The sequence below is a fragment of the Caulobacter sp. GW821-FHT12A07 genome, assembly GCF_058807655.1.
On the sequence record NZ_JBXAQX010000003.1, the window covers coordinates 51271 to 68418 of the forward strand.

Annotated in this window: 9 protein-coding genes; 4 read left to right on the top strand and 5 right to left on the bottom strand. The window is 68.5% G+C overall.

All coding sequences use genetic code 11. The features are described from left to right. The first annotated feature begins 18 nt into the window (after nt 1–18). The gene (locus AC1RRS_RS06965) at nt 19–1293 is read left to right on the top strand and encodes an MFS transporter (RefSeq protein ID WP_492854505.1); all 1275 of its coding nucleotides are present in this window, start codon (nt 19–21) and stop codon (nt 1291–1293) included. A 128-nt stretch (nt 1294–1421) separates the two neighbouring features. Further along, nucleotides 1422–2447: an amidohydrolase family protein gene (locus AC1RRS_RS06970; RefSeq protein ID WP_492854506.1), complete on the top strand. Its 1026-nt coding sequence runs from the start codon at nt 1422–1424 to the stop codon at nt 2445–2447. Here AC1RRS_RS06970 and AC1RRS_RS06975 read toward each other — a convergent pair. The 4 genes from AC1RRS_RS06975 to AC1RRS_RS06990 all read right to left on the bottom strand — a co-directional run bounded on the left by AC1RRS_RS06975 (nt 2444) and on the right by AC1RRS_RS06990 (nt 8335). Next, a complete protein-coding gene (locus AC1RRS_RS06975; RefSeq protein WP_492854507.1) occupies nt 2444–3547 on the bottom strand; it encodes a pectinesterase family protein in 1104 nt (367 codons plus the stop codon). The two genes, AC1RRS_RS06970 and AC1RRS_RS06975, sit on opposite strands and share 4 nt — an antisense overlap. Nucleotides 3548–3625: 78 nt before the next feature. Then, the gene (locus AC1RRS_RS06980; RefSeq protein WP_492854508.1) at nt 3626–6685 is read right to left on the bottom strand and encodes a TonB-dependent receptor; all 3060 of its coding nucleotides are present in this window, start codon (nt 6683–6685) and stop codon (nt 3626–3628) included. Nucleotides 6686–6807: 122 nt separating this feature from the next. After that, nucleotides 6808–7776, bottom strand: a complete 969-nt coding sequence (locus AC1RRS_RS06985) for a FecR family protein (protein WP_492854509.1) — start codon at nt 7774–7776, stop codon at nt 6808–6810. Next, a complete protein-coding gene (locus tag AC1RRS_RS06990) occupies nt 7751–8335 on the bottom strand; it encodes an RNA polymerase sigma factor (RefSeq protein ID WP_487290934.1) in 585 nt (194 codons plus the stop codon). The genes AC1RRS_RS06985 and AC1RRS_RS06990 overlap by 26 nt, the downstream gene beginning before the upstream one ends. A gap of 180 nt (nt 8336–8515) precedes the next feature. Here AC1RRS_RS06990 and AC1RRS_RS06995 point away from each other — a divergent pair, with 180 nt between their 5' ends. After that, nucleotides 8516–14350: a HAMP domain-containing protein gene (locus AC1RRS_RS06995; protein WP_492854510.1), complete on the top strand. Its 5835-nt coding sequence runs from the start codon at nt 8516–8518 to the stop codon at nt 14348–14350. 2 nt (nt 14351–14352) lie between these two features. After that, nucleotides 14353–16344 carry a response regulator gene (locus AC1RRS_RS07000; RefSeq protein WP_492854511.1) on the top strand — a complete coding sequence of 664 codons (1992 nt, stop codon included), beginning with the start codon at nt 14353–14355 and terminating at the stop codon, nt 16342–16344. Nucleotides 16345–16366: 22 nt separating this feature from the next. Here the strand turns inward: AC1RRS_RS07000 and AC1RRS_RS07005 are convergent, their stop codons facing one another. Continuing rightward, entirely contained in the window at nt 16367–17122 is a 756-nt protein-coding gene (locus tag AC1RRS_RS07005; RefSeq protein ID WP_487290931.1) for a FadR/GntR family transcriptional regulator, read from the bottom strand. Nucleotides 17123–17148 lie beyond the last annotated feature (26 nt).

The following is a 17148-nucleotide window of genomic DNA, read 5'->3' on the forward strand; positions in this document are numbered from 1 at the left end:
GGCGAGGAAACAACGAGAATGCAACGACCAACGGCTCCCGCGCCATCCGAGAAGATCGGTCGCTATCGCTGGGTGATCGTCAGCCTGCTGTTCGCGGCGATGGTCATCAACTATGTGGACCGGCAGACGATCGGGCTGCTGAAGGCCGATCTCTCCCATGAGTTCGGCTGGAACGAGAAGCACTACGCCGACCTCGTCTTCTACTTCCAGCTGGCCTACGCCGTGGCTTACCTCGCCTGGGGCAAGATCATGGACAAGATCGGGGCCCGCTGGGGCTTCGGCGTGGCCTTCGCCATCTGGCAGATCGCCCATATCGCCCACGCCGCGGCCAAGGGCTTCGGCGGCTTCGTCTTCGCCCGCATGGGTCTTGGCATCGGCGAGGCCGGCGGCTTCCCCGGCGGCATCAAGGCCGTGGCCGAGTGGTTCCCCAAGAAGGAGCGCGCCTTCGCCACCGGCATCTTCAACGCCGGCACCAACATCGGCGCCATCGTCACGCCCCTGGTCGTGCCCGGCATCGTGCTGGCCTTCGGTTGGCAGATGGCCTTCATCGTCACCGGCGTGGCGGGGCTGATCTGGCTGCCGATCTGGCTGCTGGTCTATCGCCGTCCGCGCGAACACAAGAAGCTGGGCGCGGCCGAGCTGGCCCACATCGAGCAGGATCCCGCCGACCCGGTCGAGAAGATCGGCTGGGGCAAGCTGCTGACCAAGCGCGAGACCTGGGCCTACGCCCTGGGCAAGTTCCTGATCGATCCGATCTGGTGGATGTTCCTGTTCTGGCTGCCCGACTTCCTGGGCAAGCGCTATGGCCTCGACCTGAAGACCTTCGGCCCGCCGCTGATCGCCATCTACCTGCTTTCCGACGTCGGGTCGGTGGCCGGCGGCTGGCTGTCGTCCAACCTGATGAAGCGCGGCTGGTCGATCAACCACGCCCGCAAGCTGACCATGCTGATCTGCGCCCTGCTGGCCGTGCCGGTGATGTTCGCCTCGTTCGCCAGCTCGGTCTGGGTCGCGGTGCTGATCATCGGGGTGGCCACCGCCGCCCACCAGGGCTTCTCGGCCAACCTCTACACCCTGCCCTCCGACGTCTTCCCGCGCGGCGCCGTCGGCTCGGTCGTCGGCATCGGCGGCATGCTCGGGGCCCTGGGCGGCATGGTGTTCTCCAAGTACATCGGCCAGGTCCTTGAGACGATCGGCACCTACACCCCGATCTTCATCGTCGCCGGCAGCGCCTATCTCGTCGCCCTGCTGGTCGTGCACCTGCTCGCCCCGAAGATGGAGCCGGTGAAGATCTGAGGCGCGCGCCGCCCGGCCTATAACCGGGCGGCATAGCCGTTCCGATCATCCGATACGACAGGGTCCGGCGGCGCGGGCATTTTCCGGCCACGCGGCCCCGTCTGCGCGGTAAGGAAAGTTCTCTCCGTATGAGCCTGATCATCGACTGCCACGGCCACTACACGACCGCGCCGGAGCCCCACAACGCCTGGCGCGACGAGCAGGTGAAAGCCTTCGAGAGCAACAGCCCGCCGCCCCTCTACCCAGACATTCCCGACGACCTGATCCGCGAGTCCATCGAGGGCGCGCAGCTGCGGCTGATCCGCGAGCGCGGCGCCGACATGACCATCTTCAGCCCCCGCGCCTCGACCATGGCCCACCATGTCGGCGACGAGGGCGTCAGCCGCGCCTGGGCGCAGCGCTGCAACGACCTGATCAAGCGGGTGGTGGATCTCTATCCGGAGACCTTCGCGGGCGTGTGCATGCTGCCCCAGTCGCCCGCAGCCGACCTGCAAGGTTCGATCGCCGAGCTGGAGCGATGCGTGAACGAGCTGGGCTTCATCGGCTGCAACCTCAACCCCGATCCCGGCGGCGGCCACTTCGCCCATCCGCCGCTGACCGACCGCTACTGGTATCCCTTCTACGAGAAGATGTGCGAGCTGGACGTGCCGGCGATGATCCACGTCTCGGGCTCGTGCAACCACGCCCTGCACGCCACCGGCGCCTTCTACATCGCCGCCGACACCATCGCCTTCATGCAGTTGATCGAGGGCGACCTGTTCGCCGACTTCCCGAGCTTGAAGTTCATCATCCCGCACGGCGGCGGCGCGGTTCCCTATCACTGGGGCCGCTATCGGGGTCTGGCCGACATGCTGAAGAAGCCCGGCCTGGACAAGCACCTGATGGAGAACGTGTTCTTCGACACCTGCGTCTATCACCAGCCGGGCGTGAACCTGCTGGCCGAAGTCATCGACAGCAAGAACATCCTGTTCGGCTCGGAGATGGTCGGCGCGGTGCGCGGCATCGACCCGACCACGGGGTTCTATTTCGACGACACCAAGCGCTATGTCGACGCGCTCGACATTCCCGACGCCGACCGCCACGCGATCTTCGAGGGCAACGCCCGCCGGGTGTTCCCGCGTCTGGACGCGATCCTGAAGGCGCGGGGTCTCTAGCGGACGTTCCAGCCGGCGAGCACCGCTCGCTGGCTCATGCCCTTGGCCTCGGTTGCGGTGAGCGCGCGCCCGCGCCGGAACGCCGCCGCGCCCGGGCCGCCGGAGCCGAACTGCGAGAAGCGCACCGCCTCCGGTTGGAGCATGGTGCGCGGATTGCCGTCCTTGCCGGTGTACCACATCTCCGTCCAGCCCTCCGGCGCGAGGTGGTCGTCCATCCAGCAGTCGATGAAGGCTGCGGCCGCGACGTATTTCGGATCGCCGTACTGGCCGTCGGGAAACCGGCTGGACGGCCGCCAGGGCCGGCCGAGATAGACCGAGCCGCGCGCCGTGCCGGGCGCCTTGGTGAGCCTGCAGTCCTTGAAGACGAAGCCGAACGGCTGGTCGATCGGGGTGCTGGGCGCGACGACGTAGCCGTCGACCGGATCGACCGGACGCGGCAGCGAGCGGATCTCGCAATCGCGGAAGAACGCCCTGCCCGCCCCGAAGATGAAGTCGTAGCTGCCGGCGATCAGGCAGCGCTCGAACAGGCTGCGACCGGCGTCGGGAAACAGGGTGTCCTGGTAGCTGAGGATGTCGACATCGCTCAACCGCGCGCGATCCGAACCCTTGTCTAGCATCAGGGCCACGGCCTGCGGCCCGCCGCCGTCGTGCGAGTGCAGGCCGCCAGGCTTGCTCATTTCCGCCAGGCCGTCGAACGCGTTGCGGATGGTCAGGTTGCGGGCCGCGAAATCGGGCGCGCGCACGAACAGGGTCGGGGTGCGGAAGGTGCCCCAGCGCTTGCCGTCGGGCGCGATCAGGCCGGAGGCGGCCAGGTGGCTGATCACGCTGGCCTGGCGGTCCTCGCCGACCAGATGGACGAACGGCCTGTCGATCACGACCTGCTCGTCCCAGACGCCGCGCGTGACCAGGATGCGGAACGGCTGCTTTCCATTCTGGGGCACGGCGGCGACGGCGGCCGACAGGCGCTCGTAGGTCGGGGCGGAGAAGCGGCGGGCGTCTTCAGGCCGCTTCAGCACGGCGTCGTAACGCGGCGCCGCAGCGGCCATGCCCGGGATCAACAACAAACCGGCCGCCACGGCCCGGCGCGAAACGATCGTCATCGAAGCCTCGAAACAAAAAGACGGGCGTCGGCCGTGAAGGATCGGCCGACGCCCAACATTCCCCTGGGAGGAGGAAGCCTAGAACGAATACCGGAAGCCGAAATTGTACTGCCGGCCGGTGTGGGAATAGACGTAGACGCTGTCGCGCTGGCTGTCGGTGTACTGGTCGTTGAACGCGTCAGTCAGGTTCAGGCCCTCGAAGGTGATCTTCAGGCGCTTGTTGATCGCGTACGAAGCCGAGGCGTCGACGGTGAAGGTGTCGCGCACCCCGTCGATGTCGTTGGTCGAGGTGCCGCTGGGCACCGCGGTCAGGTACTTGTCGCGATAGGCGCCGGAGACCCGGGCGCTGAACCGGTCGTCCTCGTAGTAGAGGGTGGCGTTGAAGGCGTTCTTCGACAGGCCGACCAGGTCGTTCTGCACGAAGCCGGTGGCCGAGCGCGACGAGATGTAGTCGATCTTGGAGTCGACGATCGTGACGTTGAAGATCGCCCCGGTGTGGCGCAGCGGCCCCGGCAGGAAGCTGAACGGCTGCTGATAGCTGATCTCGATCCCCTTCAGCGGCCCGCCCTTGGTGTTGACCGGCTGGCTGAACAGGAAGGTGTCGTTGGCCGACACGCCGGCCAGGCCGTCGAGCAGGCTGACCGGGAAGCCCGACGCGGCGAAGGTCTGCGAGATCCGCTGGGTCTGGATGTAGCTGTCGATGTCCTTGTAGAACAGGCCGACCGACAGCAGGGCGTCCTTGGCGAAGTACCACTCGGCCGACAGGTCGTAGGTGGTGGCCCGGATCGGGTCGAGGTTCGGGTTGCCCGAGCTGACGCTGAACACCCCGACGACGCTGAGGCTGCCGCCCGGCGTCAGGCTGCCGAGGTTGGGACGGGTCATCACCTTGGCCGCGCCGAAGCGCAGCAGGAAGTCGGGCGTGACCTCGGCGGTCAGGTTTAGGGCCGGCAGCACGTCCTCGTAGTCGCGCTTGACGGTGGCCTGCTGGGCCGCGCCGGACACCAGCTGGTAGCCGGTCGAGCTCTGGTCGGTCTTGACGTAGCGCACGCCGACGTCGCCACGCAGGGGCCAGGCGAAGCGGTCGGTGTTGAAGTCCAGCTGCACGTAGGCGGCGGTGTCCTTCTCGGTGACGCTGCGGATGTTGCCGCGGGCGGCCGAGTTGCTGGCGCCGGACAGTTCGAACAGGCCCGTGCCGCTGTAGATGTTGAACAGCTTGGCGAAGGCGTCGAGGTCGGGGGCGGCCCAGCTGGTGGGATAGCCCGAGCCGCCGAGGTTCTTGCCGAAGCCGCTGACCAGCTTGGTCAGGGTCGCCAGGGTGACGCCGGCCGGCAGGGTCGGCACCACGGACTCATTGACCCGCGCCAGGGCCCAGGAGTCGAACTCGTACTTCTTGAGGTTCACGCCCGCCTTCAGGCGGAAGGTGTCGTTCAGCTCGTAGTCGCCGTCGAGCTGGGCGGTCTGGATGGTGTTGGTCACGCCCTGCGGCCGCAGGCGGATCTCCGAGCGCGCCGCGCCGAAGTTGTAGGCCAGCGGGTCGGTGACATCGAAGCCGAAGTTCATCGCCGGCAGGTTGGCGTTGTTCCGATAGTCGTAGGAGAAGCCGTCGGCGTTCTCGCGGTTGAGGATCACCGTCGTCTGGATCGGGTTGTCGAAGTCAGACTTCGAGAAGCCGACCAGGCCGGTCACCTTGAACCGATCGGTGAAGTGGTGATCGGCGGTGAAGGTGGCCTGGGTGTACTTGGTGTCGAGCTTGTCGAAGCGGGTCTCGCTCTCGACGTCGACGTCGTCGAACAGGCCGTAGACCATGTCGCCCTTGGAATTGACCACGCCGTCGCGGACGATGATCTCGGGCCGGCCGCCCTGGGCGGCGTTACGGGCGAAGGACAGGGCTTCCAGCCAGTTCTCGGTGCGGGTGGCCTTGAAGTCCGAATAGAGGAAGTCGGCCGAGATCAGGGTCTTCTCGTCGGGCCGGAACTGCAGCGAGCTGGTGATCCCCAGGCGCTTCTGGTCATGGGTCAGGCGGCCGTAACGCGGGAAGCGCGGGGTGAAGACGCTGGCCGAGCTGGCCTGGGTGAAGGTCGAGGCCGGGCTGAAGCCGCCCACCTCCGTGCCGTTCAGCCAGCCGCCAGAGCCGTGGCCCTCTTCCAGCAGATGGCGCTCGGTATAGGCCACCGAGACCAGAGCCCCCAGTTTTCCGTCGAACCAGGTGTTGGAGGCCAGGGCCGCGAAGCGCGGGTCCCAGCTTTCGGAGAGGTCGTTATAGCCCTGCTGGGCCGAGACCACGAAGGTCGCGCCCTTGTAGTCGAACGGCCGACCGGTCTGCAGGTCGACCGTCGCGCCCAGCGAGCCTTCCTCGGTCGAGGCAGAGGCGGTCTTGCGCACGGTGATGCTGTTGAAGAGCTCCGAGGCGAAGACGTTGAAGTCGAACGAGCGGTTGCGGTTGGCGCCGCCCGAACTGTCGGTGCCGCTGGCCGTGCTCTGGCCCTCGACGCCGTTGATGCGGACGCGGGTGAACTGCGGACCCAGGCCCCGGACGGTGATCTGGCGGCCCTCGCCGGCGTCGCGGGCGATCGAGACGCCGGGCACGCGCTGGATGGACTCGGCGAGGTTGGCGTCCGGGAAGTCGGCGATGTCCTCGGCCTTGATGACGTCCACGACGCCGCTGGCGCGCTTCTTGACGTTCAGGGCGCTGCCCAGGCTGGCGCGGAAGCCGGTGACGACCACCTCCTCGACGGCGGCGGGTTCCTCGATCGTGTCGCCGACCGGCTCGGACTGCTGCGGGATGGCGACCGGGGCGGTCGAGGCCAGCTGCACCGAGGCCTTCTGGCCCAACACCGCCGTGCGGCCGTCGTTGGAGACCACGGTCAGGTTGGCCCCGTCGAGCAGGCGCGAAAGGCCTTCGGAGACGGTGTAGGTCCCGCGTACGGCGTTGACCCGCTTGCCCTGGACGGCCGCCTGCGGCGCCAGGATCTGCAGGTCGGCCTGCTTGCCGAACTGCGGAATGCCCGTGGCCGCGGCCTGGGCGGGAATATCGAATTTACGAGCCTGCGCCTGGGCTTGCGTGCCCACCAGCACCGCCGCGGCGCCAGCCGCCAGCATCAAGGCCGACTTGCCGTAGACATATCGCGGACAACCCATTCCGCGCCCTCCCTGTTTTGTCGTTTCGCACGGCGCTTCTGGGAGCGCCTGTCTAGAGCGATGCGGCGGAAACCGGTTTCCGTCAGACATCGGCGAAATTTTCGAAAAATTCGTACGGAGCCCTATTCCGCCAGGCTCGCGCCGGCCTCGACGAGGATGGCGTCGCCGCGCACCGTCACGCGGGCGCCGAAGCTGGCGGCGGCGGCGCGGGCGAAGCTTTCGGGTTCGTTGGTGCGGAACCAGCCGACCAGCCGCTGGTTGGCCAGCCCCTGGTCGACGATGACGATCTTGCGGGCGTTGTAGCGGTTGAACTCCTCCGCCGCCGCGCCGAAGGCCTCGCCGTCGAGCACGATCTGGCCTTCGCGCCAGGCCAGTTCGCGGGTGATCTCCAGAGACGCGGCCGCCGGCCGGGCCGCGCCGGCGCTGTCGGAGACGAAGACCCGCTCGCCGGCCGCCACGCGGCGAGGCGCTTCGCCCGCGCCTGCGGACCAGACCTCGACCACGCCTTCGGTGACCAGCACCTCGCAGCCGCCGGCGCGGCGACGGACGGAGAAGGCGGTGCCGACCGCCCTCACCCGCACCGGCCCGCTCTCGACCACGAACGGCCGCTGCGCATCCTTGGCGACCTGGAACCAGGCCTCGCCCTTGTCGAGGCGGACCTCGCGCTTGCGCGGCTTCATGGCCACTTCCAGCGCGGTGTCGGTGTTGATGGCGGCCATGGAGCCGTCGGCCAGCGGCACCCGGCGGATCTCGCCCACCGCCGTGCCGTAGCGCGCCGCCAGCAGGCGCGGGACCAGCAGCGCCGCGACGCAGGCCGCCGCCGCGGCGACACCACCGCCAGCCAGCAGGGCGCGCCGCGATGGGGCCTTCGCCTTGACCGGCGCGGCCGCCTCCGGGCCGAGCACGCGAGCACGATCCAGCAGGGTCCAGCCGGCCTGGGCGCGCACATAGGCGCCGCGCCGGCGCGGATCGCCGGCCAGCCAGGCTTCGAGTTCAGCCGCCTCTTCGGCGGGGAGTTCGCCCTGATCGACGCGCACCACCCATCGGGCGGCGCGCGCCTCGATGTCAGCGGCGCTTTCGCGTTCGGTCATGCGTATTCGGCCTCCTCGCGGCCGTCGGTTGTTGCTGCGTTTCACCCTCGGCGAGGGCGGCGAGGATGGCGCGAAGCCCCCTCACGGATTCGTTCTCGACCACGTTCTCGGTCACGCCCATTCGGCGGGCGATCTCGCGCTGCGGCAGGCCCTCGATCTTGCGCATCTCGAAGATCCGGCGGCAGCGGTCGGGCAAGGCGGCGATCAGTCGTCGCACCCGCTCCAGCTCGCGCCGACCGCCGGCGATGCGCTCGGGCGAAGGCTCGTCGAGCTCGACGTTCAGAGAGTCGATCTCGGCCGCCGTGTCGATCCGCACCACCCTGGCCCGCCGAAGCTGCTCAAGCGCCACGCTGCGGGCGGCCTGGAAGAGATAGGCCCGCGGCTCGCCGATGTGCTCGACGGCGCTCAGGCCTGCCAGGCGGCAGTAGGTTTCCTGCACGATGTCGTCGACGTCGCCCGCGGCCGCGAACGCTCGCCTCAGCCAGGCGCGCAGGTCGGCTTCATGGGGCAGGATCTCCCGCCCAATCCAAGCCACGACACGCGTACGCCCGTCCGACACCGTTTCCGCCCGAGTTGTTCTGAAGGGAGCGATGCACGGCCGGGGAATTTCCGTCAAACCCGACGGCGGAAAAGTCGCCCCTCGTCCGCATGACGCGCCCGGAACCCAGGTCAAACAGCCGCGTTGTCCGCTTAGTTGAGTGGAGTTCCGCCGCTTCGGCTAGGAACTCGAGGGGGCGAAATGCGGGACACGGGGCAGACGGCCGACGAACACAAGCTGGACCAACGCCAACTGCTGGCGGCGTTGCGGGCCTTTCGACGTGGAGATTTCTCCGTCCGCCTGCCTGACGATCTCGACGGACTGGACGGCGAACTGGCCGAGGCCTTCAACGACGCCGTCGGCCTCAACGACCGGATTTCCAAGGAATTCGAGCGCCTGCGCGACTCGGTCGGCCGCCAGGGCAAGATCAACCAGCGCGCCGCCCTGCCCGGCGCCCTGGGCTCGTGGAACGACAGCGTCGAGGCGGTCAACAGCCTGATCACCGACATGGTCCACCCGACCGCCGAAATGGCCCGGGTGATCGGCGCCGTGGCCAAGGGCGACCTCTCCCAGACCATGGACCTCGAGAACGAGGACCATCCGCTGCGCGGCGAGTTCCTGCGCATCGGCAAGGTGGTCAACACCATGGTCGGGCAGCTGGGCTCGTTCGTGTCGGAAGTGACCCGCGTGGCCCGCGAGGTCGGCACCGAAGGCAAGCTGGGCGGCCAGGCCAAGGTGGCGGGCGTCGCAGGCGCCTGGAAGGACCTGACCGACAACGTCAACCTGATGGCCGCCAACCTCACCGGCCAGGTCCGCAACATCGCCGAGGTCACCACCGCCGTCGCCAACGGCGACCTGTCGCGCAAGATCACCGTCGACGTGAAGGGCGAGGTGCTGGAGCTGAAGAACACCATCAACACCATGGTGGACCAGCTGAACGCCTTCGCTTCGGAAGTCACCCGCGTCGCCCGCGAGGTCGGCACCGAAGGCAAGCTAGGCGGCCAGGCCCAGGTCGAGGGCGTCGGCGGCACGTGGAAGGAGCTGACCGACAACGTCAACCTGATGGCCGGCAACCTCACCGGCCAGGTCCGCAACATCGCCGAGGTGACCACCGCCGTGGCGCGCGGCGACCTCTCCAAGAAGATCACCGTCGACGTGCGCGGCGAGATCCTGGAACTGAAGGACACCATCAACGTGATGGTGGACCAGCTGAACGCCTTCGCCAGCGAAGTCACCCGCGTGGCCCGCGAGGTCGGCACCGAGGGCAAGCTGGGCGGTCAGGCCCAGGTGGAGGGCGTGGGCGGGACGTGGAAGGACCTCACCGACAACGTCAACTTCATGGCCGCCAACCTGACCGGCCAGGTCCGCAACATCGCCGAGGTGACCACCGCCGTGGCCAACGGCGACCTCTCCAAGAAGATCACCGTCGACGTGAAGGGCGAGATCCTGGAGCTGAAGTCGACCATCAACGTCATGGTCGATCAGCTGAACGCCTTCGCAAGCGAAGTCACCCGCGTCGCTCGCGAGGTGGGTACGGAAGGCAAGCTGGGCGGCCAGGCCAACGTCACCGGGGTCGGGGGCACCTGGAAGGAACTGACCGACAACGTCAACCTTATGGCCGGCAACCTGACCGGCCAGGTCCGCAACATCGCCGAGGTGACCACCGCCGTCGCGCGCGGCGACCTCTCCAAGAAGATCACCGTCGACGTGCGTGGCGAGATCCTGGAGCTGAAGAACACCATCAACACCATGGTGGACCAGCTGAACTCGTTCAGCTCCGAAGTGACCCGCGTGGCCCGCGAAGTCGGCACCGAGGGCAAGCTCGGCGGCCAGGCCCAGGTTCGCGGCGTGGCCGGCACCTGGAAGGACCTGACCGACAACGTCAACTTCATGGCCGCCAACCTGACCGGCCAGGTCCGCAATATCGCCGACGTGACGACCGCCGTGGCCAATGGCGACCTCTCCAAGAAGATCACCGTCGATGTGAAGGGCGAGATCCTGGAGCTGAAGAACACCATCAACGTCATGGTGGACCAGCTGAACGGCTTCGCCTCGGAAGTGACCCGCGTGGCGCGCGAGGTCGGCACCGAGGGCAAGCTCGGCGGTCAGGCGCAGGTCAAGGGCGTGGCCGGCACCTGGAAGGAGCTGACCGACAACGTCAACCTGATGGCCGGCAACCTCACCGGCCAGGTCCGCAACATCGCCGAGGTCACCACCGCCGTGGCCATGGGCGACCTCTCCAAGAAGATCACCGTCGACGTGCGCGGCGAGATCCTGGAGCTGAAGAACACCATCAACGTCATGGTCGATCAGCTGAACTCGTTCAGTTCGGAAGTGACCCGCGTGGCGCGCGAGGTCGGCACCGAGGGCAAGCTCGGCGGCCAGGCCCAGGTGAAGGGCGTGGCCGGCACCTGGAAGGACCTGACCGACAACGTCAACTTCATGGCCGCCAACCTGACCGGCCAGGTCCGTAACATCGCCGACGTCACCACCGCCGTCGCCAAGGGCGACCTGTCGAAGAAGATCACCGTCGACGTGCGCGGCGAGATCCTGGAGCTGAAGTCGACCATCAACGTCATGGTCGATCAGTTGAACGGCTTCGCGTCGGAAGTGACCCGGGTGGCGCGCGAGGTCGGCACCGAGGGCAAGCTGGGCGGCCAGGCCGCCGTGCCGGGCGTGGCCGGCACCTGGAAGGACCTCACCGACAACGTCAACATGATGGCCGCCAACCTGACCGGCCAGGTCCGCAACATCGCCGACGTCGTCACCGCCGTCGCCCAGGGCAACCTCAAGCGCAAGCTGACCCTCGACGCCAAGGGCGAGATCGCCTCGCTGGCCGACACCATCAACGGCATGATCGAGACCCTGGCCACCTTCGCCGACCAGGTGACCAACGTGGCCCGCGAGGTGGGTTCGGAAGGCAAGCTGGGCGGCCAGGCCAAGGTGCCGGGCGCGGCCGGCCTGTGGCGCGACCTGACCGACAACGTCAACGAACTGGCCGCCAACCTGACCACCCAGGTGCGCGCCATCGCCGAGGTGTCGACCGCCGTGACCAAGGGCGATCTGACCCGCTCGATCACGGTCGAAGCCTCCGGCGAAGTGGCCGCGCTGAAGGACAACATCAACGAGATGATCCGGAACCTGAAGGATCAGACGTTGAAGAACACCGAGCAGGACTGGCTGAAGACCAACCTGGCCCGGTTCAGCCGCATGCTGCAGGGCGAGCGCGACCTGTCGACGGTGTCGAACCTGGTGCTGTCAGAGCTGGCCGCCCTGATCAACGCCCAGCACGGCGTGTTCTATGTCTCGGACGCCGACGAGGCCGGCGACACGGTGCTGACCCTGGCGGCCAGCTACGCCGGCGCCCAGCGCCGCTCGCCCGCCACCCAGCTGCGCCTGCGCGAGGGTCTGGTCGGCCAGTGCGCGGCCGAGAAGAAGCGCATCCTGCTGACCGACCTGCCGGCCGACTACGTCAAGATCAGCTCGGGCCTGGGCGAGGCCGCGCCGCGCAGCATCATCGTGCTGCCGGCCCTGTTCGAGGGCGAGCTGAAGGCGGTGATCGAGCTGGCCAGTTTCGGCGCCTTCAACGAGACCCAGCAGGCCTTCCTCGACCAGCTGATGGAGTCGATCGGCATCGTGCTGTCGACCATCGCCGCCAACATGCGCACCGAGGGCCTGCTGGCCCAGTCGCAGCTGCTGACCTCGGAACTCCAGGCCCAGCAGGGCGAGCTGAAGAAGACCAACGACCGCCTCGAACTGCAGGCCGCGTCCCTGCGCCAGTCGGAAGAGCTGCTGCGCTCCAAGCAGGAGGAACTGCAGCAGACCAACGCCGAGCTCGAGGACAAGGCCCTCCTGCTGTCGGCTCAGAACAAGCAGGTCGAGGCCAAGAACACCGAGGTCGAACAGGCCAAGGCGGCGCTGGAGGAAAAGGCCGAGCAGTTGGCCCTTACCTCGAAGTACAAGTCCGAGTTCCTGGCAAACATGAGCCACGAACTGCGCACGCCGCTCAACAGCCTGCTGATCCTGTCGAAGATGCTCAGCGAGAACGCCCAGGGCAACCTGTCGGGCAAGCAAGTGGAGTTCGCCAAGAACATCCACAGCGCCGGCGCCGACCTGCTGGGCCTGATCAACGACATCCTCGACCTGTCGAAGATCGAGAGCGGCACGGTCACCCTCGACATCGGCGAGATGTCGTTCGCCAGCCTGCGCGACCAGACCGAGCGCACCTTCGCCCAGATCGCCCAGGACAAGAAGCTGGACTTCCTGATCGATCTCGACCCCGCACTGCCCCGGGCCATGTACACCGACGACAAGCGCCTGCAGCAGGTGATCAAGAACCTGCTGTCCAACGCCTTCAAGTTCACCGAGGCCGGCTCGGTCAGCCTTTCGGTCAGCCGCGCCGAGCGCGGCTGGGCCGAGGGCAACGACCACCTCAACAAGGCCGGCCAGGTGCTGGCCTTCTCGGTCGAGGACACCGGCATCGGCATTCCCGAGGAAAAGCAGCGGATCATCTTCGAGGCCTTCCAGCAGGCCGACGGCACCACCAGCCGCAAGTACGGCGGCACGGGGCTGGGGCTGTCGATCAGCCGCGAGATCACCCGCCTGCTGGGCGGCGAGCTGAGGGTGGTCTCCACCCCCGGCCAGGGCAGCACCTTCACCCTCTACCTGCCGCTGAACTTCAGCCCGACGGCGGCCTCCGCCCTCTCCGGCCCGACGCCGCGCCCGGCCGGCGCGCCGCCGGCGACCTTCGTCATCTCCACGGCCGACGCCCCCGCCTACGAGCCGGTCGAGACCGTGCAGGACGACCGCGACGGCATCGAGCCCGGCGACTCCGTAGTGCTGATCGTCGAGGACGACCCGCGCTTCGCCTCGATCCTGCTGACCCTGGCGCGCGACGCCGGCTATCGCGGGGTGGTCACCGGCGAGGGCTCGGCCGTGCCGTCCCTGGCGCGCCGGTTCTCGCCCGAGGCCATCCTGCTGGACGTTGGCCTGCCCGACATGGACGGCTTGGCCCTGCTCGACCTCCTCAAGCGCACCGCCGACACCCGCCACATCCCGGTGCAGGTGATCTCTGCCGACGATCGCGGCGGTCTTGCCCCGTCGATGGGCGCGCTGGGCTTCACCAGCAAGCCCGTCGAACAGGAAGCGGTGATCTCGACCCTGGACCGCGTGCGTCGCCTGGCCCACGGCGGCGCGCGAGCGCCGACCCTGGTCGGGGGCGGCAGCGATACGACCGGTCTGCTGCGCGAGGCCTTCGGCGACGTGCATGTGGCGCGTGACCTTTCCGCCCTCCCCGCCTTGGCCTTCTCGGGCGACGGCGGCGGCCTGGTGATCGAGGTCGAGCCGGGCGCGGCCGGGTCGGTTCTCGACGCCCTCAAGACTCGCAACCCGGCCCCCGGCGCGGTGGTGCTATACGCGCCCGGCGAACGCGACGCCGAGGAGAGCCGGCGCCTGCGGCTGGCGGTGTTCACGGGGCTGGCCCGCATCGCCCGCACCCCCGAACAGCTGATCGATCAGGCCGCCCTGCTGCTGCACGAGCGCGTGGACGGCCTGCCCGAGGCCGCCCGGGCCATGCTGGCCCAGAACCGCCACGCCGACGCCGTTCTGGCCGGCCGCACCGCCGTCGTCATCGACGACGACATCCGCAACATCTTCTCCCTGGCCAGCGCCCTGGAGGAATACGGCATCGCGCTGCGCTACGCCGAAAGCGGCCGCGCGGGCCTGGAACTGATGGATGGTCTCGACCAGGTCGACCTGGTGCTGGTCGACATCATGATGCCCGACATGGACGGCTACGAGACCATGCGCGAGATCCGCTCGCGCCGGCGCTTCGCCGACCTGCCGGTGATCGCCGTCACCGCCAAGGCCATGAAGGGCGACCGCCAGAAGTGCATCCAGGCCGGGGCGTCCGACTATGTCTCCAAGCCGGTGGACCTGGACCAGCTGATCTCGGTGCTGAGGGTCTCGGTGCAGCGGGCGGACGCGGCGCGGGCGGCCGGCGACAACGTGGTGGTGCTGGCGACGGCGGCGTCCTGATCATGGTCCCCGCCGTCCAGTTCCCGCCGGTCGAGACCGAGCCACAGCCGGTCACCAAGATCCTCATCGTCGACGACGACGAGCGCAACGCCTTCGCCGCCGTCCAGGCGCTGGAGAGCCTGGGACAGGAGCTGGTCATAGCCCGTTCCGGCGAGGAGGCCCTGCGGCGACTGCTGACCGACGACTTCGCGGTGATCCTGCTCGACCTGCACATGCCGGGCATGGACGGCTACGAGACCGCCGCCCTCATCCGCCAGCGCCGGCGCACGCGCAGCGTGCCGATCGTCTTCCTGACCGCCGTGTTCCGCGACGAGACCCACATCTTCAAGGCCTATTCGGCCGGGGCCGTGGACGTGGTGTTCAAGCCAGTCGATCCGTTCATCCTGCGCTCCAAGGTGCAGGTGCTGGTCGACCTGCACGTCAAGACGCTGGAACTGGCCCGCCAGGCCGAGCACCAGAAGGCCCTGCTGGAGGAATACGCCCGGGTCCAGGTCGAGAAGGCCGCGGCCGAGCGCTCGCTGCGCAGCAACGAGGAGCGCCAGCAGGCGATCCTGCGGGTGCTGCCGATCGTCTTCCACTCCCGCCTGGCCGAACCGCCCTACACCCCGCTGTCGCTGAGCGACAACGCCGAGCGCCTGACCGGCTTTCCGGCCGGCCAGTTGCTGGGCGAGGCCGCGCTGGGCATCGACCGGGTGCATCCCGAGGACCGCCCCGTGGTGGCCCGCGCCCAGACCGAGGCCATACGGACGGGCTCCTACAGCTGCGAATACCGCTGGCTGCGGGCCGACGGCGAGTACCGCTCGTTCATCGACCAGGGCGTCCTGGCCTTCGACGACGACACCGGCCGCGCCCTGGTGTTCGGCGCCCTGTTCGACAACACCGACCGCCGCGGCCTGGAAGAGGCCCTGTCCCACGCCCGCAAGATGGAGGCCGTCGGCCAGCTGACCGGCGGCGTGGCCCACGACTTCAACAACCTGCTGACCGTGGTGCTGGGCAATATCGACCTCGTGCAGCGCCGCTGCGGCGACGCCTTTCCCTATGCCCGGCAGATCACGGCGGCCCGCCAGGCGGCCGAGCGCGGCGCGGCCCTGACCCGCCAGCTGCTGGCCTTCTCGCGCCGGCAGCGGCTGGACCCGGCGACGGTCGAGCTCAATGACCTCGTCCGTGAGTTCTCGTCCCTGCTGCGCCAAGCGGTGGGCGACGCCGTCACCATCGAGGTCGAGCATTCGACCGAACAGGGCTGGGTGCATGTCGACGTCGCCCAGCTGGAAAGCGTGCTGCTGAACCTGGCGGTCAACGCCCGCGACGCCATGGACGGCGCGGGCCTGCTGAAGATTTCGGTGCGAACCGGCGCGGCCGGCCACCAGTTGGTGGTCAGCGACAGCGGCCCCGGCATGTCGCCGGAGGTGGCCTCGCGCATCTTCGAGCCGTTCTTCACCACCAAGGAGGTGGGCAAGGGCTCGGGCCTGGGTCTCTCACAGGTCTATGGCTTCGTGCGGCAGTCGGGCGGCGAGATCGAGGTGACGACCAGCCCCGGCGCCGGCGCGTCTTTCCGCATCGACCTGCCGGCCTGCGCGCCGTCGATTGTGGAAGCCCCAGTCGAAGGCCCCGCCGCCAGCGTGCCGGTCGGCACCGAGCGAATCCTGGTGGTCGAGGACGATCCGGCCGTGCTGGCCCTGGCGGTCGATACCCTGCGACCGCTGGGCTACCACGTCGCCGCGGCGCGCAACGCCGCCAGCGCCCTGCGCCGCCTGCGCAACGGCGACGGCTTCGACCTGCTGTTCTCAGACGTGGTGATGCCCGGCGGGATCACGGGCCTGGACCTGGCCCGCAAGGCCCGCGTCAAGCGGCCCAACCTGAAGGTGCTGCTGACCTCGGGCTTCATCGGCCAGGAGGCCGAGGACTGGGCCAACGAATACCCGATGATCGACAAGCCCTACGCGCCCTCGGCCCTGGCCGCGCGGGTGCGGGCGATCCTCGACGCGGTGAGCTAGGCGGGCGTTTTAGCCCAACCGGTCAGCCCATCCGGGCGCTGATCAGGAACCGGCTGCGGCTCTCGGCCGACTTGCGTTCAAGCGCCTGGCGCTCCTGCTGCTCGGTAGCGTCGAGCATGGCTTCCAGCAGGCGCGAGAAGTGCAGGCGCATGGCCTGGCGGGCGGCCTTGGCGTCGCGGCGGCGCAGGGCCTCGACCACGGCGGCGTGCTCGTTCTGGCGGGCGTCGCCGTCGTGATGGCAGATCGACTCGTGGGTGCGGCGCACCTCCGGATCTTCCATGCGGAACTTCCAGAGGGTCTTGATCGTGTGGATGATGACGCGATTGCCCGAAGCCGAGGCGATGGTCATGTGGAACTCGCGATCCACCGCCGTCGAGCGGGCGTCGTCGTCGCCGGCCTCGACCATCTCGATCAGCAGGGCGTCGAGCTTGGCGAGATCCGCGTCCGAGATGATCGGCGCGGCCAGGGCGGCGGCCTCGGATTCGAACAGCGAGCGGGCCTCGGTCAGCTCGAAGGCGCTGACGGTCGGCAGGGCGTCGCCGCCGGCGCTGTCGGGCGCGACCGGACCGCAGACATAGACCCCCGAGCCGGCCCGGATACGCAGAGTCCCGCGCGCCTGGAGCGCGATCTCGGCCTCGCGCACCGTCACCCGGCTGACGCCCAGCCGTTCGGACATCTCCCGCTCGCCCGGCAGCCTGGAGCCGGGCGGAAACTCTCCCGCCCGGACCATGCCGGCGATCTTGTCGGCGATTTCCTCGAACAGCCGGCGGTCGGCCATGGCGCCCCTCTAAGACGTTGTTGCGT

Excerpts from the sequence above, each read along its gene's own strand:
- AC1RRS_RS07005 (WP_487290931.1), bottom strand. The coding sequence starts at position 17,122 with ATGGCCGACCGCCGGCTGTTCGAGGAAATCGCCGACAAGATCGCCGGC.
- AC1RRS_RS07000 (WP_492854511.1), top strand. The coding sequence starts at position 14,353 with ATGGTCCCCGCCGTCCAGTTCCCGCCGGTCGAGACCGAGCCACAGCCG.
- AC1RRS_RS06995 (WP_492854510.1), top strand. The coding sequence starts at position 8,516 with ATGCGGGACACGGGGCAGACGGCCGACGAACACAAGCTGGACCAACGC.
- AC1RRS_RS06975 (WP_492854507.1), bottom strand. The coding sequence starts at position 3,547 with ATGACGATCGTTTCGCGCCGGGCCGTGGCGGCCGGTTTGTTGTTGATC.
- AC1RRS_RS06980 (WP_492854508.1), bottom strand. The coding sequence starts at position 6,685 with ATGGGTTGTCCGCGATATGTCTACGGCAAGTCGGCCTTGATGCTGGCG.
- AC1RRS_RS06985 (WP_492854509.1), bottom strand. The coding sequence starts at position 7,776 with ATGACCGAACGCGAAAGCGCCGCTGACATCGAGGCGCGCGCCGCCCGA.
- AC1RRS_RS06970 (WP_492854506.1), top strand. The coding sequence starts at position 1,422 with ATGAGCCTGATCATCGACTGCCACGGCCACTACACGACCGCGCCGGAG.
- AC1RRS_RS06965 (WP_492854505.1), top strand. The coding sequence starts at position 19 with ATGCAACGACCAACGGCTCCCGCGCCATCCGAGAAGATCGGTCGCTAT.